Here is a 22360-nt window from a genome sequence, read left to right on the forward strand (position 1 = left end):
GGGCTCCGCGCGGCTCGCCGGGCCGGGCGCCGGGCCGGACGCGGCCGTCCGGGGCGGATCGCCGGGGACGCCGGGGTACGGTCCCGACCCCGACGGATTCCTGGGACCGGTGAACTCCGCGCGCGCCGCGGCCGGCTCCCCGCCCGTCCGCCTCGACGCCCGGCTGACCACCGCCGCACGGAGCCACGCCGGCGCCATGGCCGCCCGCGGGATGCTGGCCTCGGAAGTCCCCGACGGCGTCTTCGTCCACCAGCGCGTCATCTCGGCCGGCTACTCCTACCTCACCATCGGCGAACATCTGGTCTCCGGCCCGCGCACCCCGCACGAGTTCGTCGAGTACTGCCTCTCCGCCGCGCAGTCACGGCGCACGCTGTGCGATCCCGCCTTCGCCGACGCGGGGCTGGCCCACGTCCCCGACGCCCGCACGGGCGACCTGTACTGGACGGCGCTGTGGGCCCTGCCGTTCAGCCCTGCGGGCCTGGACCGGACGGCGCGCGAGGTCGTCGCCCTCACCAACACCGAGCGGGCCTCGGCCGGACTGCCGCCCCTCACCGCCGACGCGACGCTCACCGCCGCGGCCCAGGCCCACAGCGCCGACATGGTGGCCCGCGACTTCTACGCGCACACCTCCCCCGAGGGCGGCAGGCCCTGGGACCGCGCCGCCGCCGCGGGCTCCACCCACCGCGCCATCGGCGAGAACATCGCCTGCGGACAGCGCTCCCCCGCCGAAGTGGTCCAGGGCTGGATGGACAGCCCCGGACACCGCGCCAACATCCTCAAGCGGGACTTCACCCACATAGGCATCGGCCTGGCCGGCGGCGGCAGGGCGGGCACGTACTGGACCCAGCTCTTCGGCGGCTGAGCCGGCGTCAGCCCCGGCCGCGCGGACCGGGCACGCCCGGCACGCGGCCTCTTTCCGCCAATTCGCCGATTCCACCTCGCCGTTTCCGCTTCATCCCCATGGCGATGCAACCCGCGCGCCCCGTCAGCGCGTACAGATGGTGCCGTCGCCCGCATCCGCGGCGCGGCCGGGGCCGGGACGTCGGACCGGCAGATGGCACTCGGGAGAAGCAGATGGTCTCAGCAACGGCGGTTACGGGGACGGCGCTGGGCGCGGTCGTGGCATCCCTGCTGGCGGGTCCGGCACAGGCCGTGACGCCCGCGGACGCGCACGACGCCGGCGGCGAGCGGAGCGCGGTGGCCGCCGCCGCGGCGCCCGACGACGCGGGCCTGCGGGCGATCCTGCGGACGGCACGCAGCCAGGGAGCACCGGGCGCGATGGCGAGAATCGACGACAACGGCACGGTGCACCGGCTGGTCGAGGGGGTCGACGACCGGGCCACCGGACGGACCATCAGCACGAACGACCGGTTCCGCGTCGGCAGCGTCACCAAGACGTTCTCCGCCGTGGTGCTGCTCCAGCTCGTCGACGAGGGCAGGCTGAAGCTCGACAAGCCGGTGAACACGTATCTGCCGGGCCTGCTGCCCGACGACAGGATCACCGTGCGGCACGTGCTGAGCCATCGCAGCGGTCTGTACGACTACACCAACGACATGTTCGCCCGTTCCGTCTCCGGCTTCGAGGCCGTCCGCAACAAGGTGTTCGGCTACCGGGACCTGGTGCGGCTGTCGCTGCAGAAGCCGCGCACCAACGCGCCGGGCGCCGCCTACTCGTACTCGAACACCAACTTCGTCGTCGCGGGCATGCTGATCGAGAAGCTGACCGGGCACACCGTCGCCACCGAGTACCAGAAGCGCATCTTCACCCCGCTGAACCTGGCCGACACCTTCTACGTCCACCCCTCCACCGCGATCCCGGGCCGGCACGCCCAGGGCTACCTCACCTCGGACACGGCCGGGGCGGCCCTGGTGAACTCCACCAAGCAGACGGCCTCCTGGGCACAGAGCGCGGGCGCCATCATCTCCACGCCGCACGACCTGGACGTCTTCTTCTCCGCACTGCTGCGCGGCAAGCTCATGTCCGCCGCCCAGCTCACCCAGATGACGAAGTGGACCCGGGTCAACAGCACCACGTCCTACGGCCTCGGGCTGCGCCGCCGCGAGCTGTCGTGCGGGATCTCCGTGTACGGGCACACCGGCACCGTGCAGGGCTACTACACGTACGCCTTCACCACGAAGGACGGCAAGCGCAGTCTCACCGCCTTGGCCAACACCTCGAACAACACAACCGTGCTCAACACCATGTACCGCGCCCTGGAGCCCGCGTTCTGCGGCACGTCCGCGGCCAGGGCGTCCGCACGCGTGGCCGTACCCGGCGCGGCGCCCGCGGAGCGGTACGAGGACATCGCGCCCTCCGTCATCCGCGACTGACCCGCCGACGGCCCGCGCCGCGTCTCACTCCCGGGAGTTCGGCCGCCGGTGCGGCGGCTGGTCGGGGGCGGGGCGCAGCCTCGGCGCCGGGATCGGCAGGCTGCGGGGCTTGTCGGCGTCGACGGTGACGGGCTCGCGGTGGTGGCTGATCTCCAGCGGGTCACCGGACGCGAGCGTGTAGGTGGCGGCGTCCTGCCCGATCTCCACGCGCAGCCGGCGGCCGAGCACCTCCAGGGAGAAGGCGAGGCGGCTGAGGCGTTCCGGCAGCCGGGGCGCGAAGTCCAGGGTGTCCCCGTGGTGGCGCAGCCCGCCGAAGCCGGCGACCAGGGCCGTCCAGGTCCCGGCGAGCGAGGCGATGTGCAGTCCGTCGCGGGTGTTGTGCTCAAGGTCCTCCAGATCCATCAGCGCGGCCTCGACCAGGTAGTCGTAGGCGAGACCGGGATGGCCGGTCTCGGCGGCCATCACGGCCTGGCAGCAGGCCGACAGGGAGGAGTCGCGGACGGTGAGGGGTTCGTAGTACGCGAAGTTGCGGGCCTTGTGCTCGTCGTCGAAGAAGGGGCTGCACTTGTAGAGGGCGAGCACCAGGTCGGCCTGTTTGACGACCTGCTTGCGGTAGATGTCGAAGTAGGGGAAGTGCAGCATCAGCGGGTACTGGTCGGGGCGGGTGGCGGTGAAGTCCCAGCGCTGGTAGCGGGTGAATCCGGCGTGCTGCTCGTGGACGCCCAGTTCGTGGTTGTACGGGATGTGCATGGCCTCGGCCGCGTCGCGCCAGGCCGCGCTCTCCTCCTCGTCGACGCCGAGCTCCGCCGCCCGCCGCGGGTACCGCTCGACGGCGTCGGCGGCGGCCAGGAGGTTCGCGCGGGCCATCAGGTTGGTGTACGTGTTGTCGTCGGCGACGGCGCTGTACTCGTCGGGCCCCGTCACCCCGTCGATGTGGAACCTCCCCTGGTGGTCGTGGTGTCCCAGGGAGCGCCACAGCCGTGCCGTCTCGGTCAGCAGCTCGACGCCGGTGTCGCGTTCGAAGCGTGTGTCGCCCGTGGCGGCGGTGTAGCGGACGACCGCGTCGGCGATGTCGGCGTTCACATGGAAGGCGGCGGTGCCCGCCGGCCAGTACGCCGAACCCTCCGATCCCGCTATGGTCCGCCAGGGGAACGCGGCCCCGCGCAGCCCGAGTTGGGTGGCCCGTTCGCGTGCGGCCTCAAGGGTGTTCTGGCGCCAGCGCAGCGCCTCGGCGACGGCGCCCGGCGAGGTGTAGGTGAGCAGCGGCAGGACGAAGGTCTCGGTGTCCCAGAAGGCGTGGCCGTCGTAGCCGGAGCCGGTGAGGCCCTTGGCGGGGATGGCGCGCTGTTCGGCGCGGGCGCCGGCCTGGAGCACATGGAAGAGGGCGAAGCGGACGGCCTGCTGGATCTGCTCGTCGCCGTCCACCTCGACGTCGGCGCGCGCCCAGAAGTCGTCGAGGTAAGCGCGCTGTTCGTCGACGAGCCGCTGCCAGCCGGTGTGCCGGGCGGCGGCGAGGGCCGCGTCGGCCTGGTCGCGCAGAGCGGGCAGGGAGCGGTTGCCGGACCAGCCGTAGGAGACGAGCTTCTCCAGGCGCAGGGTGCTGCCCGGCTCCAGGACGGAGGTGACCGTCAGGCGGGCGACGTCGTCGCTGCTCTCGCCGCTCAGGGTGGTCCCCTCCGGGCCCCTGACCGTGTGGTCCGCGGCCGCCGCGACCCGCAGGGCGCTGCGCCGGGTGCGGTGCACGAGCCGCAGCCGGCCGCCCGCCGCGAAGTGCTCCTCCGCCTCCAGCGGCGACTGAAGGGCGATCGCCGCGCGCGGATCGCCGTCGCCGCCCGGCAGTTGCTCGTTGGCGACCAGCTCCGACTGGACGACCACCCTGATCCGGCCGTCGACGGCCTCCACCTCGTAGGCGACGGCCCCGATCGCCCGCTGGGTGAAGGAGACGAGCCGGGTGGAGCGCACGCGGACCGTGGAGCCGGCCGGTGAGGTCCACTCGCAGGTGCGGGTGAGCAGCCCGGTGCGCAGGTCGAGGACGCGCTCGTGGGAACGCAGCCGTCCGTAGCGCAGGTCGAACGGCTCGTCGTCGACGAGCAGCCGGACGATCTTGCCGTTGGTGACGTTGATGACGGTCTGCCCCGACTCCGGATAGCCGTAGCCCGCCTCGGCGTAGGGCAGCGGGTGTGTCTCGTGGACGCCGCCCAGGTAGGAGCCGGGCAGACCGTGGGGTTCGCCCTCGTCGAGGTTGCCGCGCCAGCCGATGTGGCCGTTGGCGAGGGCGAAGACGGACTCGCTCTGCGGCAGCAGTCCGAGGTGCAGCTCGCTCTCGCGCAGGGCCCAGGGCTCGACTCCGTACGAGGAATGAGTGATCACGGGCGCTCCCCCAGTTCGTCCAGATCCCGTACGACGATGTCGGCGCCGTGGGCACGCAGGGCGGCGCCCTGGCCCACGCGGTCCACGCCGACGACGTACCCGAAGTGGCCCGAGCGGCCCGCGTCCATGCCGGCGAGGGCGTCCTCGAAGACGGCCGCCTCGGACGGCGTGACGCCGAGGTCCTTCGCGGCGGCCAGGAAGGTGTCGGGGCGCGGCTTGCCCGGCAGCCGCCGTTCGGCGGCGACGACACCGTCGACGCGTACGTCGAAGAGGTCCTCCGCCCCCACCGAGCGCAGGACGTCACGGCAGTTGGCGCTGGAGGAGACGACGGCGGTGCGCAGGCCGTGCGCCCGGACCGCCTCGATGTAGCGAAGGGTGCCGTCGTAGGCCTCGACCCCGTCGGTGCGGATCATGTCGAGAAGCAGGGCGTTCTTGCGGTTGCCGAGTCCGTGGACGGTGGCCCTGTCCGGCGGGTCGTCGGGGGTTCCCTCGGGGAGTTGGATGCCGCGTGAGGCGAGGAAGGACCGTACGCCGTCGGCGCGTGGCAGGCCGTCCACGTGGGCGGCGTAGTCGGCGTCGTCGAAGGGACGGAAGCCGTCGCCCTCGCGTTCTCGCAGGAAGTCGTCGAACGTCCGCTTCCAGGCGGCCGCGTGGACCACCGCGGTTCTGGTGATGACGCCGTCGAGGTCGAAGAGGCAGGCCAGGATCTGTTTCGGCAGGCCGAGCTCAGTCATACGAGGAGTCTGCCCCCGGGATCGGTCTCCACCGGGTGGCGAGCGCCACATCACCGCCCTGGCTCAGGGACCGTCGTCGATACTGGAGGGCATGGAGATCGCTGCCCCCACGCCCGGGTCCGGGCTCGTATGACCGAGGCGGGTCCGTCCTTCGGTGAACTGGTGGAGCGGGCCGCCGCGCTCGTACGGCCCGGCCGGCGCGCCCTTCTCGGGATCGCCGGCAGTCCCGGGGCGGGCAAGACGACGCTCGCCGAGCGGCTGGTCGGACGGCTCGGCGAGATCGCGCCCTTCCCCGTCGCCCACGTACCGATGGACGGGTTCCATCTCGCGGACGCCGAGCTGGACCGGCTGGGGCGCCGGGGCCGCAAGGGGGCTCCGGACACGTTCGACGCGGCGGGGTACGCGGCGCTGCTGCGCAGGCTGCGCGAGGACGAGGAGGAGCTCGTCTACGCGCCCGGATTCGAGCGGGTCCTCGAACAGCCTCTGGCGGGAGCCCTCGCGGTTCCCCGGGCGGCCCGCCTGATCGTCACCGAGGGGAACTACCTGCTGCTGCGCGAGGAGGCCTGGGAGCGGGCCCGTGCGCAGCTCGACGAGGTGTGGTTCTGCGAGCTCGACGAGGCGGACCGCGTCCGGCGGCTGGTCGCGCGCCACGAGGAGTTCGGGAAGGACCACGACACGGCGGTGGCGTGGGTGCTGGGGACGGATCAGCGCAACGCCGAGCTGGTGGCCGCGACCCGGGCCCGCGCCGACGTCGTCGTCGGACCGGCGGTCGTCGGAACGGGCGCGGGCGGACCGGCCGGTCAGTGAGGCCGGATCCCGGCTTCGGGCTCCCCGTGCGTGTCGCCCCGCGGATCGCCGATCCAGGCGGTGAACTCCTCGGTGCGGATGACCGGCCGGGCCGCCGAGCCGGCGAACGTGGGGGCGTAGGGGCCGCCGGGTCCGTAGCGGACGGCGAAGACGTGCAGGTCGTCCGGGCCGCCCGGGGCGGGGTCCGCTTCGAGGGCCGTGGAGGAGACGAGGTGGCGCCAGCCCTCGTCCGGGTTGCCGTGGACGCGCGGGTCGGCGGCGAGCGCGAAGGCCGCCTGCTCCTGCGTGCTGTCCGACCGTGTGTCGAAGTGGTCCGCGCCCGCCGAGCGGGGGTGCGTCAGCCGCAGGCCGCCGGCGGACATCACACGTGCCTCGGCGGTCCGGCGCACCCGCTCCCCGTCGTCCGCGGCGTACGGCAGCCCGGCGAGCAGATACGGGCTGCCCGGCAGGCGTTCCAGGCGACCGTCGTCCACAGCCGGGTGCCGTCGGTGACGTACAGGGACCGGACGTGGCGCAGGACGTGGTCGGGGCCGACGACGGGCTTGGTGACGAGTTTGGCGGTCAGCGGACCGGCGCGCAGATCACGGACGCGGACCTCGCCGACGGGACGGCAGTACAGGAAGCCCTCGGCGACCGGGCCGAAGCCGTGCTGCCGGTTCACCGCGGCGGGCAGGCAGTACGTGCCGTCGGCCTCCACCAGAGCGGGCGTCATCCGGTCGTCGAAGGCCACCGAGACGGTGCCCGAACGGAGTTGGTGCCGTACCGGGCCCTTCGAGGGGAGGCGGTGCCAGGGTGAGCGGTCCTGGATCTGCCAGACAAGCATGAACGCGAAGTGGCCGTCGACGCCGCCGTCTCGGTGGGCCGCGTGCCGGCCCCAGCGGGTGTCGCCGCGGTAGCGGCCGAGGTCGGCGCCGACGCGACGGCCGAAGTAGCGCAGCCCGAGGGCGGCCTCGAAACCGCAGTGCTGCTCGCTGTACCGGGGGCCTCCCACGTCGAACCCGCCGACGGTCAGCCGTGCGTCGATGTACCGGGCGAGCGTCTCGCCGTCCTCGGCGAACACGTCCTCGCCGCTGACGCGGTGGGCCTGCGCGAGGAAGGACAGGGAGATGGGCCCGTAGTTGTTGTCGTACGCGCCGCGGTGCTCGGGCGGCAGAAGGGCGCCCCGGTCCCGTACGCGGTGGGCGCGGATCTCCTCCTCGTACAGCCGCATGGCCCGTGCGCGCACGGATTCGGCCTGGCCGGCGGGGAGTTGCCCGGCGAGCATCAGGCCGCCGACGACACAGGCGATCGCCTGGTTGCCGGCCTCCTGCGGGTTGAAGAAGGTCACCTCGGTCAGCCGGCGCCAGTAGCCGTGGGCCAACTCGACCAGTTCGCCGCGCTGTTCGGCGTCGAGGATGCCGTCCCCGGCGTCCAGGACGTTCAGCGCCTGGAGCAGCGCCCACACCGTACTGGGCCAGTCCCCCAGCGGATGCGCGCCCGCCTTCAGTACGTAACGGGCGTACGGCTCGCCCGAGTCGCGGCGGCGCAGGTTCGGATAGCCGGGGTTGTCCTCGGTGGGGACGCGTTCGCGCAGGTGGAAAGCGAGGCTGCGGCGGACGGCCTCGGGCAGCCGGGCGTCCCCGGAGCGCTGCCAGGCGAGGGCCAGCAGGGAGGTGATCCCCAGCGCGGTGTCCCCGATGTCCTCGCGGGCGGCGGGGTGTTCGAGGTTCCCCTCGGGCGTGATCCGGGCGAGCGCCTGCTCGGCGACGGCGGCGAGGACGGCGTCGTAGGCGGCCGGATCGTCCGGGAGGTCGTGCAACGCGCCCCGCTGGTAGGGAAGATGCACGGCAGATCAGCCCCTCGCGCCGGAGGTCGCCCCGTCGCGGCCAGGATCGCGCGGACGCCGGGTGGGCGGGTGAGCGCGAGCGGGAGCGGGGGTGTCGGCCTCACGAACAACGCGGTCTCCGGGAACGGGGCGTCCGCCTCACGGGCGTCGCGATGTCCCGTAGGACGGCGGGGAGGGGGTGGCCGGGGCGGAGGGAGCGACCGTCACCGCGCCGGCCGCCCCGGCCGTCTCAGGGGGCCGCCGTCCTGGATTCCAGGTCGGCCCGGGTGTCGTTGCCGTAGACACCGGACTCGTCGCCCCGGATGCCGTACCAGAGCTGGAAGCGGGCCACGGCCGCCGTGAGCGCGCCGTCGTAGGTGCCGCTGGTGCTGCCGTGGTCGTACACGTCCGGGATGCGGAGCAGGCGCTGCTGAAGGGCCGTCACCTCGGGTCCGCTGTCACCCTGGCGGAGCGTGCCGGCGCCGTCCGGGTCGGCGGCACGGTCGGCCGGTGCCGTCGGGGAGTGTCCCCCGGCCGCCCCGGACGCGTCGCCCTGAGCCCCTCCCGGCACCAGGAGGGCGAGGGCGAAGCCGGTCAGACCCGCCGCCGTGACGGCGAGCGCGATCGCGGCACGGCGCAGACCCGTACCGCGCGCCGGTCCGTGGGCGCCTCCGGGCCTCTTCTCGTGAGGGCGTACGTCACCGGCGGGTGTTCCCTCGGCCGCCTGGGCCCCGTACGCCGGCGGAGTGTCGGCGGTGTAGTCCTCGCCTCCCGGGACCGGGGGCAGTTCCTCGGTCTCGTCCTCCTCCAGGACGGGCAGGAGCCGTACGAGGGGCGTCGGCGCGGAGACCGGCGCGAAGCCGTCGTCCGCGTCGTCGGTCATCCCCTCCTTCTCCCGTACCTGCCTGAGCAGCTCCGCCAGGGACTCGGAGCGGCGGCGGCGCTCGATGTGCGTGGGTTCGATCACGGAGCGCCCGGTGGACCCCCCGCGTTCGGGCCGTGTCGACACACTGCTCTCCTTCCGTGCACGCGGTCTCCCGCCGTCCCTGTGCAGTGATACGCGGGCGCGGGCCGGGACGTTCACCGCGCAGCGCACCCCGGTGATCACCTCCGGCCCCGCCTCTTGGCCGATTCATGAACCGAATTGGCCTACCCATGAACCGAGTTGGCGGAAGGTTGACCCGTTCCCTGGAGATCGCTGACGGATGCGTCAATATCGTCGGCCGCATGCCCCCACAACCTCCGAGATCACCGGCGTTGCCGGTCCTCCCCTATCGCAAGCCCACACGGGACCGGGACTACTGGGTCTTCGACGATGTGCTTCCCGACCCGGACGCCGTACGGGCCCGGTGCGTCGGCCGGGACGACTGGGCCAAGGGCTACCCGTACACCTCGGAGAGCTGGCCGGGCCTGCGGACGATGCCGGGGCTGGAGCCCGGCGAACTGGCCCGCGTGGAAGGGTTGGTGAGGAAGGCCACCGGCGCCCCGAAGCTGTGGCAGCAGTCGACCCCGTCGGGTGCCACGCTCAACCACAACTGCGTCCAGGTCGTCGGCAAGGACGAGGGCGAGCCCCGCCCCCACACGGATTCCCGCGCCCTGTGCCGTTACGCGGCGGTGCTCTATCTGAACCCGAACGTCCCCAAGGACTGCGGAACGGCCTTCTTCCGGCAGGCTCTGCCCGGCGGCCGGCTAGGCGGCAATGTCGTCGTCGCACCGCACAGCAATCTGGTCGAGGCCCTCGGTACGCGTTTCGTCCCGCCGGACTCCTTCGTCGAGGACATCCGCGTCCCGCACCGCTACAACCGGCTGCTCCTCTACAACGCCAACCTCATGCACAGCGCCACCGGCTACTGCGGGACCACCATGGAGGACAAACGGATGACCGCCGTCTTCTTCTGGATGGCGTGAGCCGGACCGGCCCCGGCCGAATCCCGGGACGGATGGTTGAAGCGCCTTCAATTACCAGGCGAAAACCGGACATTCCCAGGCGGTAGAGGGATGACATCCGCGTCAAGTTCTGGTGGCCGGGAGGTGTGCTCGTCATGATGGGCGCATGACCTTGGCCTCCAGAGCCATGACGCGGCTGGCGAGCTGGCCGGACCTCGCGGAGTCCCTGCCGAGTTGCGGCACGGGGCGAGCACTGTGCGCGGCGCAGTGCGAGATCGTCCATTTCCATTCCGAACACGACGTCGACCTGCACCTCACCGACCGGGCCATCCGGCGCTTCGAGGACCACCTCAAGACCTCGACGGCCATCCGCGTGGTGCCCGGCTCCCGCTGGGTGACCATCCACCTCGAGGTCGACTCGGACATCGACCTCCTGCTGACCCTCGTGAGCGTCGCCCTTCAGGCCCACCTCAAAGGACACCTGGCGGGCGACGACATATTCTCGGCGACCTGCAACGACCGCTGACCGGTACACCGACAGACCTGGACCGACGGGCTGGGCCGGCAGGAACGCATCGAGCCTCGACACTCGTGCGGGAACGAGTGCCGAGGCTCTTCGCACCGCGTCATCCGGGGGCGATGACGCGGCGGGCCATGGCTCGACCTCATAGTCGATCACTGCTTTTGGGCTGTCAACTTCGGCCTCCGCAAGCGGAGTTCACCAGCGACCACATATCAGCCACATAGGGAACGTCACACTCCGAAGAGTGCCCCGGGCCGCCCGGGGCCGACCCGGTGCGTGCGCCGGGTGAGAACGGCCAGGGAACTCAGTCCCCCCTGAGAGTGCACCGAGTGCCACCACCTCGGCTTCGATGCTAGTTTCCGACCATGAACGAGGCACCGGGGCGCCGGGAACCCGCCGACGCGACCACCGTCAAACCGCCGATGCGGGACGCCCTGGTGGGAGCCGCTTTCCAGCTCTTCCTGGAACGCGGCTACGAGGAGACCACCATCGACGACATCGTGGCCCTCGCCGGAGTCGGACGGCGTTCGTTCTTCCGCTACTTCCCGTCCAAGGAGGACGTGGTCTTCCCCGACCACGAGCGCTGCCTGGCCGACATGACGGCGTTCCTCGGCGAGGACGCCGGCACCCAGGACCCGGTGCAGCGCGTCTGCGACGCCGCCCGGCTGGTGCTGCGCATGTACGCGGAGAACCCGACGTTCTCCGTCCAGCGCTACCGCCTCACCAAGAAGGTGCCCGGCCTGCGCGCGTACGAACTGTCGGTCGTCTGGCGTTACGAGCGCGCCCTCGCGGAGTATCTGCGCGGCCTGTCCGCCGGGGCCCGCGCGGACACGCTGCGCGCCGACGTCGTCGCCGCCGCGGTGGTCGCCGCGCACAACAACGCCCTGCGCTCCTGGCTGCGTTCGGACGGAACCGGGGACGCCGAGGTGGCGGTCGACAAGGCTCTCGGCTACGTGCAGAGCACGTTCGGAGCCACGCCCGCCGAGCCGGCACGCGAGGAAGCGGCGGAAGCGGCGGAAGCAGCGGGGGCGGAGGACGTGGTGGTTGTCGTATCGCGTCGCGGGGCGCCCATGTGGCGCGTGGTGCAGGAGATCGAATCGGCCTTCGCGCGGGACTGAGCGCGGGCCGCCTCCGGCGACTTTCTTTCATTTTGAGGGTACGGAGTGCCTTTACGAGTGGCACTCAGTGCCATAACCTGTGCTCGTGCACGGTGTTCCGCGCACATCAGATTCCGGCCGAGCGCAGGGAGATGACATCGTGTACCACCCAGGAATCGCCCTTCACCCGGGCCTCAACGCGTCGACGGACGTGCTCGACGCGGGTTCCGTGGAGCGCCTCGACATCGCTTCGGCGGAACGCGCCGGGGACGTACTGCTCTTCCAGCGGTGCCACTGGTGCGCCACCGCCATGTACAACCGCCTGCTCTGTCCCGTGTGCGCGGGCAGCGACCTGCGTACGGAGGCGAGCGCGGGCACGGGCGTCGTGCGCCACTCCACGGTGATCCACCGCAACACCCCGGCCGCACGCAACGTCTCCCTCATCGAGATGGCGGAGGGCTTCACGGTCAGGGGCCGGGTCATGGGTTCGCCCGCCGCCATCCACAGCGGCGACCGCGTCCAGCTCTCCACCGCCCAGGACCCGGTGCGCCGGCAGCCGGTGTTCCAGCTCGTCGACGGCCCGTACGGCGGCGGCTGGGGCTAGACACTTTCCGACCGGGCGCCCACGTCCGCGTCCGGACCGGTCCGCCGTCCGCGCGGCCCGGGGGACGGCGGACCGGGAACGGACGGCCGCGCGCGGCTGGACGAACCGGCGTGCGGGGCCGGACCGTTCAGCCGCCGGAGACGACCGTCAGCCGTACGTGATGTCGGACGTCGCGTACTTGCAGTAGGTGCCGTCGGGGCCGCTGCCGTTCGTGGTCGGCTCGGCGCCGGTGTTGTTGCCGATGTACTTCTGGCAGGGGACGATCTTCTTACTGCTGTCCCCGACGATCCTGATGGACTTGAGGGTCGCGCTGTCGCCGTAGTTGGTGTTGATGCCGACGAGCTTGCTTCCCTTGTAGGTCGCCTCGATGGTGCTGAGGTTGATGGTCCGCTTGTACTGCGTCTTGCAGTTGCCGCAGGACCGGACGAACGTGCCGAAGGTCTGCACGGCGAAGTTCGACACGTTCAGCGTTCCGGCGCCGTTGAACTGGAAGACCTTGTCACTGGCCTCCTTCGCTCCGCCGCCGCTGACGGTGTAGACGTTGGACGACGAGGAGCCGAGGAACGTCGCCGCGTCCTCGCCGACGTCCTCCCACCAGACGTTCTGCAGGGTGCAGCTTCCCAGGCAGTGGATGCCGTCCGCCGCGGGCGAGCCGATGATGACGTTCTTCAGGACGGCTCCCGCGGCCAGTTCCAGGATCGGCCCCTGGTCCTCGTCCTGGCTGCCCGTGCCCAGGTCGCCCGTGCCGTAGAGGCGCTTCATCCCGTAGTCCTTGGTTCCGGAGACCGAGATGGTGGAGGAGACGGCCTGACTGCCGGTCGCGGTGGGCCAGGTGGCGGCGCTCGCCGGCGTCAGGGCGCCGTCGGCCATCACCATGGCGGCCGAGAGGCCGAGTGCGGCGAGGGTGCCGGTGAGGGCGCGCCGCCTGGCGCGCGGACGTGCTGATGACGTCATGTCCCGATGCCTTCTTCCCGTGGGGTGGTGAAGCGGGGGTGGTGAAGTGGGGTGGTGAAGCGGGGTCGCGAAATGGGGTTGGTGGGGGGCGGTTCGTGGGGTGCGGTCGGCGGAGCGGGACGCCCGTCGGGCTCCGGTGAGGGTGGTCGGCCGACCGGGGTGCCCGAAGGCGGCGCGTCAGAGCTTTCCGGTGCCCGCGCCGGACGTCACCGAGGCGACGACCGTCGAGGCCGGCTCGGCGGTGTAGCCGTAGGGCGGCTTCGTGAACGTGCCGACCTGCGAGATCTCGGTCGCGGCTCCGCCGAGGTCGTTGCCGCTGAGGTTGACGTAGCCGTCCACGTCGCTGTCGCGGTTCGTGGTGACGGCGACCGCCGTGCTCCGGAAGACGTTGTTCTCGACGAGCATCTGGGCGCCCATGCGGGAGTGCACCGCGGTGTCGGCGCCGACGACGTAGTTGTCGTAGAAGTGCCCGGTACCGAAACGCAGGCTGGGGATGCGGGAGTTGACGTTGTTGAACCAGTTGTGGTGGTAGGTCACCCGCAAGTGCCCGGTGTCCTCGCTCGCGTTGCTGTCGCTGTGGCCGACGAGCGAGCCCTTGTAGTGGTCCTTGAAGGTGTTCCAGGAGACGGTGACGTAGTCGGAGGCGTGGGTGATGTCGACCAGGCCGTCGTAGTAGTCCTTGCCGTGGTCACGGTCGGACGAGAAGGCGTTGTGGTCGATCCACACCTTCGTCGAGGCCTGCACGGTGATCCCGTCGGCGGGCGCGACCGGCTTGCTGATGTTCAGGTTGCGGACGACGACGTTGGTGACCTTCTTCAGGCGCAGTCCGCCGCCGGTGAAGCCGGACGCCGAACCGACCCCGAGGACCGTGGTGTTGGAGCCGATGTCGACCTGCCCGCTGAGCGAGATCAGGCCGCTGACCTTCACGACCTTGGCCGTGTCACCGGTGACGGCGGTCTTGAAGGCGGCGAGTGTCGTGACGGTGACGGCGGTCGCGCCGCCGCCGCCGGTGGTCCCGGCGCCGAAGCCGGCCGGCGCGGTCTCGGCCGCTCCGGCCGACTGGGGCAGCACGAGTGCGGCGGTGACGGCCAGGGCGGCGGCCCCGGTGGTCAGCAGGGCCGGGCGGAAGAGCCGGCGTGGAGGGAGCGTACGCATGCGGGTGTGTCCCTTCGGAGGCGAACTCTGGACATGTACACGGATGCCGTACCTGTATCTGAACAACGCAGGGCGTGCGACACGACGTTCACGGCCCGAACGCGAGCTTGGTTGGTGCGACTTGCCCAGGTGGTGCGGCTCGGAGAGCTGATGTCTCGTATACGAGATGTCACACGCGGGTCACTCTGCTGAACGGGAACGTAGGCGGTAAGCGCTTTCTAGTCAACGTCTCCCGCAGTACACATCCGGCCAACTCCCGTGACGGCCGGGCACCCACGCCGCCACGGAGGGCGCGGCGGGCATGCGAAAGGGAGGGCGCCATCGGCGCCCTCCCGGGATACAGCACACGGCTCGCGAGCCGCCCTCACGACGGAGGCGTCACGGGGACAGGGTGATCCGGATGCCGACCGTGCCGCTCTCGCCGCGGCGCAGGCGGCTGCCGAACAGGGTGAGACGGCCCACCAGCCCGTACTTGCGGGCGAGGAGCTTGCGGTAGCGGGCCGTCTCCGCCGCGTCGACGATCTCGGCCGTGGCGGGGACCGGCTCCCCCGTCGGCCTGCCGCGCACGTCGCACGGACCGACCAGGACGTCGGCCCTGTTGCGGATCCGCTTCACCTTCCAGCTGTCCGCGACGGTCCAGGCGCACAGCGCCGCGCCGTCCCGCACCACCCACACGGGCGTGGCGACCCCCGTACCGTTCTTGCGATAGCTGGTGATCAGCAGGTACTTGCCCGATCCGAGCGTGTCCAGCGAGGCCTCGTCCATGGCCGAAGTGTAAAGGCGCCGGTCCCCGGCCCCGCCGGCACCCGAGCCGTCCGGGTCAGGACAGCTTGCCGTCGTAGTCCGGCAGCTTGAACGTGCGCTCCGCGTGGCCGCCGACCAGGTCGGTGGTGTTGTTGCCGACATTGGCGATGATCGTGTACCCGCGGGACTCGATCTCCGCGCGCTTGCCGGTCTTGTAGGCGCCGACCTCGTCGAAGAGGTCGGGCAGATCACGCACGTAGAGTCCGTCGACCGGGTAGCCGGCGCACTTCAGGTTCCACTTCGTCTCACTCGCGATGATGCCCGGACGGGCGGTCACGAAGAAGACGGCCACGCCCCGGGAGTGGGCGTAGCGGGCGAGTGCCAGCGAGGCCTTGACCGCCGGGGTGGGCAGCTCGTACCAGGGGTGGAAGTCCGTCTCCAGCACGGTGTTGTCGATGTCGAAGACGACCGCGAGCTTCTGGCCGCCGGTGTTCGCGGTGCGCTGCTCGACGTACGGCACCGCCTGGTCGATGACGGCCTGGACATCGCTCTGCCAGGTGGCGTAGTCGACACCGGCCGGCGCGGAGACGCTCGTGACCGCCTGGGCCGGGGCCGCGGCGGCGGAACCGGCCGCGCCGACCGTCCCCCCGATCCCGAGTGCCACAACCGCCGACACCGCACCTATCCGCCGCACCACACCACGTCGCGTCATGCCTGTCCCCTTTTCACATCTGTCTGTCGGAGTGCGCGAGTTGGTCGAACCCACGCATCGAGACGGCGCCGATGTCCTCCAGGACCGTCGCCGCGGCGGAAATGATCCTGGCAGCGCGTGTACGGAGAGGGAAGAGGTAGTTACTGATCGGTAGAGATCGTGCTTCACGCGCTTCGGGGTACGCGGCGGTGCAGTGGCACACCTCCGCGACCCGTGTGAGCCTGGGCTCGCGGCTGGCACCAGTGGAAAGAGGCTGCTCTGATGCAAGGACCGAACATCGTCATCGTCGGCGCGGGTTTCGCCGGAGTCGAGGCCGCCAGAAGCCTGGAACGGACCCTCACCCCCGGCGAGGCCCGGGTCACCCTGATCAGCCCCACGAGCTATCAGCTCTACCTGCCCCTGCTGCCCCATGTAGCCGCCGGTGTGGTCACACCGCAGTCCGTCGCGCCCTCGCTGCGCCGGATCCTGCCCCGCACCGCGCTGGTGCCGGGCGGAGTGATCGGGGTCGATCCGGAGGCCAAGGTGTGCGTCGTCCGGAAGATCACCGGGGAGCTCGTCGACCTGCGCTACGACTACCTGGTGCTCACTCCGGGAAGCGTGACCCGCACCTTCGACATCCCCGGGCTGGCGGAGGAGGCGCGCGGCATGAAGACGCTCGCCCAGGCCGTGTATCTGCGCGACCACGTGATCGCCCAACTCGACCTGGCGGCGGCCACGCCGGACCACGAGGAGCAGGCCGCGCGGCTCCAGTTCGTGGTGGTCGGCGGCGGATACGCGGGCACCGAGACGGCGGCCTGCCTCCAGCGTCTGACCACCGCGGCGGCACGGCGCTACCACCCCCGCATCGACCCGGACCTCATCAAGTGGCACCTGGTCGACGTCGCCCCGAAGCTGCTTCCCGAGCTCGGGGACAAACTGGGCGCGGACGCGCTGCGGACCCTCACCGAACGCGGCGTGCAGATCTCGCTGGGCACCTCCGTAGCCTCGGTCACCAAGGACGCGATCACCCTCACCGACGGGCGGGTGCTCCCGTCGCGGACGCTGGTGTGGACCGCGGGCGTCGCGGCGAGTCCGCTGGTCGACTCGCTGGGCGCCGAGACCGTGCGCGGACGGCTCGTCGCCGAGCCCGACTTCAGGGTGCCGGGCCTCGACGGGGTGTTCGCGCTGGGCGACGCCGCGGCGGTGCCCGACCTGGCCAAGGGCGACGGCTCTCCCTGCCCGCCCACCGCCCAGCACGCGGCCCGGCAGGGCCGGCACGCGGCCAAGGTCCTGACGGCGAGGCTGCGCGGTGAGCCCACCCTGCCGTACCGGCACAGGGACCTCGGTCTGGTCGTCGACCTCGGGGGCCACGACGCCGTGTCCAAGCCGCTCGGCATCGGCCTCAAGGGCGCGCCCGCGCAGCTCGTGGCCCGCGGATACCATCTGTACGCCCTGCGGACGGGCGTCGCCCGGTTCCGTACGGGTGCCAACTGGCTTCTCAACGCCGTGGCGGGCGACGACTTCGTCCGCACCGGGTTCCTCGCGGACCGCAAGGGGACCCTGCGGGATTTCGAGCGTACGGATGTGTATCTGACCCGGGACGAGGTGGCCGCCCGGACCCGCGCCCTCACCTGAGGTCGGCCGAACGGTCCCGTCCGTCCCGGCTGTCCTGACGGTCCCGTCCGTCCGGCCGGCCGTGTCGGGGGGCCGGGGCCCGCCCGGGGGCCCCCCCCCCGGGGGCGGCGGGCTCGACGCGCCGCCAACCAGTGACGGGCGGGCGGTCCGGCCGGGCCCGCGCGGCGGGGGGGGGGGGGGGGCGGGGCGCCCCCGGGCGTTACACCCCCCCCCGGGGGCCCGCCCACTTCGACGCTCCGAAGCCATGTCCGGGAGGCCGGACCGGCACACGCGCACGCTCCTGAAGCGGCCGTTCCCGACGTGAATCGGCCACCTCCGCGACAGCTCCGGACGGCGGTGAACAACCGGGCCGGGGCGCACGTATGAGGGGAGGGCCCTCGACCGGGGCCCTCGGCGGCGGTGACGCCGCTCCGTACGGTTTCGGGAGCCCACGCATGAGGCACGCACGACGACGGATCGTCCAACGGGGGGCGCGACTCGCGGCCGTCGGCGGGCTGCTCTGCGGAGGGTTCATGGTGACGCGCGCCATGGCGAGCGAACCGTCCGACGCGTCGGGCACGACGGCGAGTTCGACGCGGGCCGCGGCGGACACCGGTGCCGGTCTCGTGTCCCGGCTGGGCACCTCGCGGACCGCCGGCAACTGGATAGCCGCCGACGGGCGTCCCGTCGTGGCGGTCACCGACGCCGACGCGGCGGACGCGGTGAAGCGGGCGGGTGCCCGCCCGAAGGTCGTGACGCACAGCATGCAGGACCTCAAGTCCGCGACACAGACGTTGAGTTCGGCACCCAGGGTGCCGGGTACGGCGTGGGCGGTGGACTACACGAAGAACGAGGTGGTGGTCCAGGCCGACAGCACGGTCTCCGCCACCGACTGGTCGCGCATGACGAAGGTGGCCGACGGCATCGGCGACTCGGTGCGGATGCAGCGGACCCAGGGCACGTTCACCACGCGGGTGAACGGCGCGCAGGCGATCTTCTCGACCGGCGGGCGCTGCTCGGCCGGCTTCAACGTGAGCAACGGGCAGGGCGAGTTCATCCTCACTGCCGGGCACTGCGGCCCCGAGGGATCGGTCTGGTTCTCCGACAACACGGGCCGCCAGCAGGTGGGCCGCACGGTTACGACGGCGTTCCCCGGCAGTGACTTCTCGCTGATCCAGTACGACAGCGGGCAGCAGACGACGCCCGGGAGCAACGTCGTCGCCATCGGCGGCGGCAACGGCGTACGGATCACCGGCGCCGCCGATCCGGCCGTGGGCCAGCGGGTCTTCCGCAGCGGCAGCACCAGCGGGCTGCACGACGGCAAGGTGACCGCGCTCAACGCGACGGTCAACTACCCGGAGGGCACGGTCACCGGGCTGGTCGAGACCACGGTGTGCGCCGAACCGGGCGACAGCGGCGGCCCGTTGTTCTCCGAGGGCATCGCGCTCGGGGTGACCTCGGGCGGCAACGGGGACTGCAAGAGCGGCGGTACGACGTTCTTCCAGCCCGTCACCAAGGCGCTGTCGGCGCTGGGGGTGACGCTCGCGGGTCAGCCCGCGCAGGGTGCCGCCGGTGGTGCGGCCCAGCCGTCCGTCGCCCCGTCGGCGTCGGCGATGGCCTCGCAGGGAGGAGCGCCGGGTTCGGCGGCTCCGGGCGCGGTGGAAGCGGTGGGCGAGAGCGGGGCGGCCACGACGTTCGTCTCCGAGCTCATCGACCCGAACAATGTCGGCCCTGGTCTGCTCGTCATCGGGGGAAGCGTCATCGCGTTCGTGGCGACCCGCTTCATCCGTACCGAGCAGGACCGCAACGCCTACCGGCGCCAGTATTCACAGAGCTGGGGCTGAGAGGTTCGGACCCGGAGCCGGATGGCCGGGTCCGGGTCGTCGGAGTCCGGGGCCGAGGTTCGAGGCGATGGCTCCCCTGGAGCGGGGAGCCCGGCCGGACGCGGAAGGTCAGGCGGCCCGGGTCGCCGAGGACGACGGGGCGGCCTTCGCCCACTCGAGGACGAGGCGCTGGTACTCGCGCCGCTCGTCCATGTTCAGCGACCCACCGGCCCGGAACCAGAGAGCCCGGATCTCCTCGTTGACTTCGGCAGCGGATCGCTGAGTGTCGTTGTCAAGAGTGGTGCACATGCCGTGAAGCATACGGCCCTTGACGTGAAGATGATGTGAGTAAAGGCCCATCAGGCGACATAACGGACCGTGAAGCTCGTCACTCACGTGCCGGGCTTGCGGCCGTACACGTAGACGTCGTCACCGTTCTTGAGCAGCGACCAGTACTTCTTGGCCGTCGTCGGGGTCATGTTGACGCAGCCGTGGGAGCCGGGCGGGTTCCACATGCTGAGGCCCACCGAGTGGAAGGCCTGACCGCCGTCGAAGAACTGGCTGTACGGCATGGCCACGTTGTAGATGGTCGAGACGTGGTCGATGTCACGCCAGTAGATCTTCTTCAGGCCGGTGCGGGTCTCGTAGCCGTCCCTGCCGGTGCGGACCGGGACCGGCCCGTAGACCAGACGGCTGCCGTCCTGGATCCAACTGAGCTGGAGCGTGAGGTTGACGCAGGCGATCCGGCCCTTGTTGACCGGGCACTTGCCGTCCCGGTTGGGGTTGGTCCCCACGGCCTTCTGCTTGTTCATGAGATCCATCACGCCCCAGGTGACGGGTCCCGCGTACCCGATGTTCGGGGTGATGCCGTGCTTGTTCTGGAAGGCCTGGATCGCCTTGCAGTCGGCGGCCGACTGCCGGCCGTCCACGGTCCGCCCGAGGAACTTCTCCACCTGCTTCTGGTACGGCCCTGCGGCCGTCGTACAGCTCGCGGCCTGCGCGGGCGTCGCGCCCAGCGCGAGGGTGAGCGGCGCCACCAGACCCGTGAGTCCGAGCGCGACAGCTCCCCGCCTGCGAATGTCCCCCATGGCGGACCTTCCTGTTGTTTTCATCGTTCCGTCTGTACTGATAGACAGCCCCAGAGCGTATTGCGTTGTACGGTCGGCCCCATAGGCACAGAACAGTGACATTCCTCGCTGTGAGGGCTCCGGTTCCCCGTTCCCCGGTGGCGTGCCCGCGCCCCGGGTCCGCCCGACGGCGCTGGACGTCCGCCGCGGACCGGTCCGGTTTCCCCGAAGTGGACCGCTCTTTCGAGCGGCGTTGCTCATAGGCTGCCGTCATGCACTCGGCACTCTCCGGCGACCTCGACCGCCTCCCCGAACTCCTCCAGGCCGCCCGGGACTTCGCCGTCCAGGAGGTGAGCGGCCTCGACAGCCGTCCCGTCGCCCGGCTCGGCAAGGCGCCCGTCCCCGATCCGCTCCCGGCCGAGGGCGCCGGGGCCGAGGGCGCCCTGGCCCGGTTCGCCGGGCGCTGGGCACCCGGGTTCTCCGGCTCCGCGGGCCCGCGCTACCTGGGATTCGTCACCGGCGGCGCGACGCCCGCCTCGCTCACCGGGGACTGGCTGACCAGCGCCTACGACCAGAACGTCTCGGGTGCCGCCGGATCCTTCGCGAGCGCGCTGGAGCACGAGACGCTGGGCTGGCTGCGTGAGCTGTTCGGGCTCGGCGAGGAGCACCACGGGGCGTTCGTGAGCGGTGCGACGGTCTCGAACACGGTCGGGCTCGCCATCGCGCGGGAGTGGCTCGGCGAGCGCCGGGGTGTGTCGGTCGCGGACGAGGGAGCGGGCGCGCTCGGCCCGGTGGACGTGCTGTCGGGCAGCCCCCACTCGAGTGTCGCCAAGGCCCTGTCGGTGCTCGGCCTCGGGCGGAACAGCCTGCGCCGGGTGCCGGTGCTGCCCGGGAACCGCGAGGCCGTGGACGTGGAGCGCCTCGATGCCGCGCTCGGCGCGCTGGAAGGGCGTCCGGCCGTCGTCGTGGCGAACGCCGGGACGGTGAACACGGTCGACTTCGACGATCTGCGGGCCGTCGCCGCGCTCAGGGAACGCCATGACTTCTGGCTGCACGTCGACGCGGCGTTCGGCGGGTTCGCCGCGCTGTCGCCCGCGCACTCCGCGCTGGTGGCCGGCCTGGACGCGGCCGACTCCGTCTGTGTCGACCTGCACAAGTGGCTCAACGTCCCCTACGACGCGGCCGTCCAGTTCACGCGTCGGCAAGACCTCCAGGTCCGGGTCTTCCACAACGCCTCGCCCTATCTCGGACTCCCCGGCGGCGACCCCGACTTCCTGCACCTGACGCCGGAGAACTCACGCAGGCTGCGCGCGCTCCCGGCCTGGTTCTCGCTGGCGGCCTACGGGCGCGAGGGGCATCGCGAGATCGTCGAGCGGAACGTCGCGCTCGCCCGGCGGCTGGGCGAGCGGATCGCCCGTGCTCCCGGGCTGCGGCTGCTCGCGCCGGTGCGGCTGAACGTCGTGTGCTTCACCCTCGCCGACGACCCGACGGAACGGCGTGTGCACGCGCTGGCCGACGCGGTCGCCGCCTCGGGCGAGGCCTTCATGACACCGACGAACTACGACGGCACCCACGGACTGCGTGCCGCGTTCAGCAACTGGCGCACGTCCGAGGCCGACACGGACCGGGTGTTCGCGGCCGTCGAGCGGCACTGCGCGGAGCCACGCCCGTGACGGCCCGCGCCGGGGGCGGACTCGCGAGGCCGAGCGCCGGAGGCAGCCGGCCCCGCGCCGCCCGCCCGGGAGCTTCCCCCGGCGCGATTCGGGGGAACGGGCCGGCTTCGGCCCGTTCTCACGTCAGGCGGGCTGCCACAGCTCGATCCGGTTGCCCTCCGGGTCGGTGACCCAGCCGAAGCGGCCGACGCCGTCCATGTCCTGGGTCTCCTCCGCCACGTCCGCTCCCCGGGCGCGCAGTTGCGCGAGCATCGCGTCCAGGTCGCCGACACGGAAGTTGAGCATGGTCTGCTGGGCGGGGGACCCGAAGTAGTCGGTTCCGGACTCGAAGGCCGCGAACACCGTCGGCCCGGCGTCCGGGTGCCACAGCCCGTGCTCGTCGGTGTCCAGGCCCAGGCAGTCGCGGTACCACGCGCTCAGCGCCCCCGGGTCGCCGGCCCGCAGGAAGTATCCGCCGATTCCAAGCACACGTTCCATGCGGC

General features: G+C 71.7%; 20 protein-coding genes and 1 pseudogene. 10 read left to right on the top strand and 11 right to left on the bottom strand.

Annotated features, from left to right (window positions below; translation table 11 throughout):
• Together ACFXGX_RS26945 and ACFXGX_RS26950 are read left to right on the top strand one after the other, a co-directional pair.
• Positions 1-862: CAP domain-containing protein (locus ACFXGX_RS26945; RefSeq protein ID WP_384795778.1), on the top strand; the 862-nt coding region annotated here is incomplete at its 5' end.
• Between the two features lie 212 nt (positions 863-1074).
• Entirely contained in the window at positions 1075-2331 is a 1257-nt protein-coding gene (locus ACFXGX_RS26950; protein WP_384795780.1) for a serine hydrolase domain-containing protein, read from the top strand.
• A 24-nt stretch (positions 2332-2355) separates the two neighbouring features.
• Here the strand turns inward: ACFXGX_RS26950 and ACFXGX_RS26955 are convergent, their stop codons facing one another.
• Together ACFXGX_RS26955 and ACFXGX_RS26960 are read right to left on the bottom strand one after the other, a co-directional pair.
• Positions 2356-4701, bottom strand: coding sequence for a glycoside hydrolase family 65 protein (locus ACFXGX_RS26955; RefSeq protein WP_384795782.1), 2346 nt, complete (start codon positions 4699-4701; stop codon positions 2356-2358).
• Positions 4698-5435, bottom strand: coding sequence for a beta-phosphoglucomutase family hydrolase (locus ACFXGX_RS26960; protein ID WP_384795784.1), 738 nt, complete (start codon positions 5433-5435; stop codon positions 4698-4700). Before ACFXGX_RS26960 ends, ACFXGX_RS26955 begins: the two co-directional genes overlap by 4 nt.
• A 129-nt stretch (positions 5436-5564) precedes the next feature.
• On the opposite strand from ACFXGX_RS26960, the gene ACFXGX_RS26965 reads away from it, so the two are divergent.
• Positions 5565-6242 carry a nucleoside/nucleotide kinase family protein gene (locus tag ACFXGX_RS26965; RefSeq protein ID WP_384795786.1) on the top strand — a complete coding sequence of 226 codons (678 nt, stop codon included), beginning with the start codon at positions 5565-5567 and terminating at the stop codon, positions 6240-6242.
• Here ACFXGX_RS26965 and ACFXGX_RS26970 read toward each other — a convergent pair.
• Together ACFXGX_RS26970 and ACFXGX_RS26975 are read right to left on the bottom strand one after the other, a co-directional pair.
• Positions 6236-8067: pseudogene (locus ACFXGX_RS26970) on the bottom strand (hypothetical protein). The gene ACFXGX_RS26965 and the pseudogene ACFXGX_RS26970 sit on opposite strands and share 7 nt — an antisense overlap.
• A 229-nt stretch (positions 8068-8296) precedes the next feature.
• The gene (locus ACFXGX_RS26975; protein WP_384795788.1) at positions 8297-9055 is read right to left on the bottom strand and encodes a peptidoglycan-binding protein; all 759 of its coding nucleotides are present in this window, start codon (positions 9053-9055) and stop codon (positions 8297-8299) included.
• A 218-nt stretch (positions 9056-9273) separates the two neighbouring features.
• On the opposite strand from ACFXGX_RS26975, the gene ACFXGX_RS26980 reads away from it, so the two are divergent.
• The 4 genes from ACFXGX_RS26980 (at position 9274) to ACFXGX_RS26995 (ending at position 12157) form a co-directional block, all read left to right on the top strand.
• The gene (locus ACFXGX_RS26980; RefSeq protein ID WP_384795789.1) at positions 9274-9954 is read left to right on the top strand and encodes a DUF6445 family protein; all 681 of its coding nucleotides are present in this window, start codon (positions 9274-9276) and stop codon (positions 9952-9954) included.
• Positions 9955-10099: 145 nt separating this feature from the next.
• Entirely contained in the window at positions 10100-10459 is a 360-nt protein-coding gene (locus ACFXGX_RS26985; protein ID WP_384795791.1) for a luciferase family protein, read from the top strand.
• Positions 10460-10878: 419 nt separating this feature from the next.
• Complete coding sequence (locus ACFXGX_RS26990) at positions 10879-11574, top strand: TetR family transcriptional regulator (protein ID WP_384795857.1); 696 nt, start codon at positions 10879-10881, stop codon at positions 11572-11574.
• 139 nt (positions 11575-11713) lie between these two features.
• The gene (locus ACFXGX_RS26995) at positions 11714-12157 is read left to right on the top strand and encodes a Zn-ribbon domain-containing OB-fold protein (RefSeq protein ID WP_384795793.1); all 444 of its coding nucleotides are present in this window, start codon (positions 11714-11716) and stop codon (positions 12155-12157) included.
• A gap of 147 nt (positions 12158-12304) precedes the next feature.
• On the opposite strand, the gene ACFXGX_RS27000 is transcribed toward ACFXGX_RS26995, so the two are convergent.
• The 4 genes from ACFXGX_RS27000 to ACFXGX_RS27015 form a co-directional block, all read right to left on the bottom strand.
• Entirely contained in the window at positions 12305-13111 is an 807-nt protein-coding gene (locus tag ACFXGX_RS27000) for a pectate lyase (RefSeq protein ID WP_384795795.1), read from the bottom strand.
• Positions 13112-13288: 177 nt separating this feature from the next.
• Positions 13289-14266 carry a polysaccharide lyase family 1 protein gene (locus ACFXGX_RS27005; protein ID WP_384795797.1) on the bottom strand — a complete coding sequence of 326 codons (978 nt, stop codon included), beginning with the start codon at positions 14264-14266 and terminating at the stop codon, positions 13289-13291.
• Between the two features lie 378 nt (positions 14267-14644).
• Positions 14645-15031, bottom strand: a complete 387-nt coding sequence (locus tag ACFXGX_RS27010; protein ID WP_384795799.1) for a PPOX class F420-dependent oxidoreductase — start codon at positions 15029-15031, stop codon at positions 14645-14647.
• 55 nt (positions 15032-15086) lie between these two features.
• On the bottom strand, positions 15087-15722 hold the full coding sequence (locus ACFXGX_RS27015) for an HAD family acid phosphatase (protein ID WP_384795801.1): 636 nt from the start codon (positions 15720-15722) through the stop codon (positions 15087-15089).
• 261 nt (positions 15723-15983) lie between these two features.
• On the opposite strand from ACFXGX_RS27015, the gene ACFXGX_RS27020 reads away from it, so the two are divergent.
• Both ACFXGX_RS27020 and ACFXGX_RS27025 read left to right on the top strand, forming a co-directional pair.
• Positions 15984-17336, top strand: a complete 1353-nt coding sequence (locus tag ACFXGX_RS27020; RefSeq protein WP_384795803.1) for an NAD(P)/FAD-dependent oxidoreductase — start codon at positions 15984-15986, stop codon at positions 17334-17336.
• Between the two features lie 434 nt (positions 17337-17770).
• Positions 17771-19159 (top strand): S1 family peptidase, encoded by a 1389-nt coding sequence (locus ACFXGX_RS27025; protein ID WP_384795805.1) that lies wholly within the window; start codon positions 17771-17773, stop codon positions 19157-19159.
• Between the two features lie 108 nt (positions 19160-19267).
• Here ACFXGX_RS27025 and ACFXGX_RS27030 read toward each other — a convergent pair whose 3' ends face one another.
• Together ACFXGX_RS27030 and ACFXGX_RS27035 are read right to left on the bottom strand one after the other, a co-directional pair.
• Complete coding sequence (locus tag ACFXGX_RS27030; protein WP_365488181.1) at positions 19268-19459, bottom strand: hypothetical protein; 192 nt, start codon at positions 19457-19459, stop codon at positions 19268-19270.
• 71 nt (positions 19460-19530) lie between these two features.
• Positions 19531-20226 carry a L,D-transpeptidase family protein gene (locus ACFXGX_RS27035; RefSeq protein ID WP_384795807.1) on the bottom strand — a complete coding sequence of 232 codons (696 nt, stop codon included), beginning with the start codon at positions 20224-20226 and terminating at the stop codon, positions 19531-19533.
• Between the two features lie 251 nt (positions 20227-20477).
• On the opposite strand from ACFXGX_RS27035, the gene ACFXGX_RS27040 reads away from it, so the two are divergent.
• Positions 20478-21878, top strand: coding sequence for a pyridoxal phosphate-dependent decarboxylase family protein (locus tag ACFXGX_RS27040; protein WP_384795809.1), 1401 nt, complete (start codon positions 20478-20480; stop codon positions 21876-21878).
• Positions 21879-22001: 123 nt separating this feature from the next.
• Here ACFXGX_RS27040 and ACFXGX_RS27045 read toward each other — a convergent pair whose 3' ends face one another.
• On the bottom strand, positions 22002-22355 hold the full coding sequence (locus ACFXGX_RS27045; RefSeq protein WP_384795811.1) for a VOC family protein: 354 nt from the start codon (positions 22353-22355) through the stop codon (positions 22002-22004).
• Between the last annotated feature and the right edge of the window lie 5 nt (positions 22356-22360).

It is taken from the genome of Streptomyces sp. NPDC059371 (assembly GCF_042751995.1).
Lineage (GTDB): Bacteria > Actinomycetota > Actinomycetes > Streptomycetales > Streptomycetaceae > Streptomyces.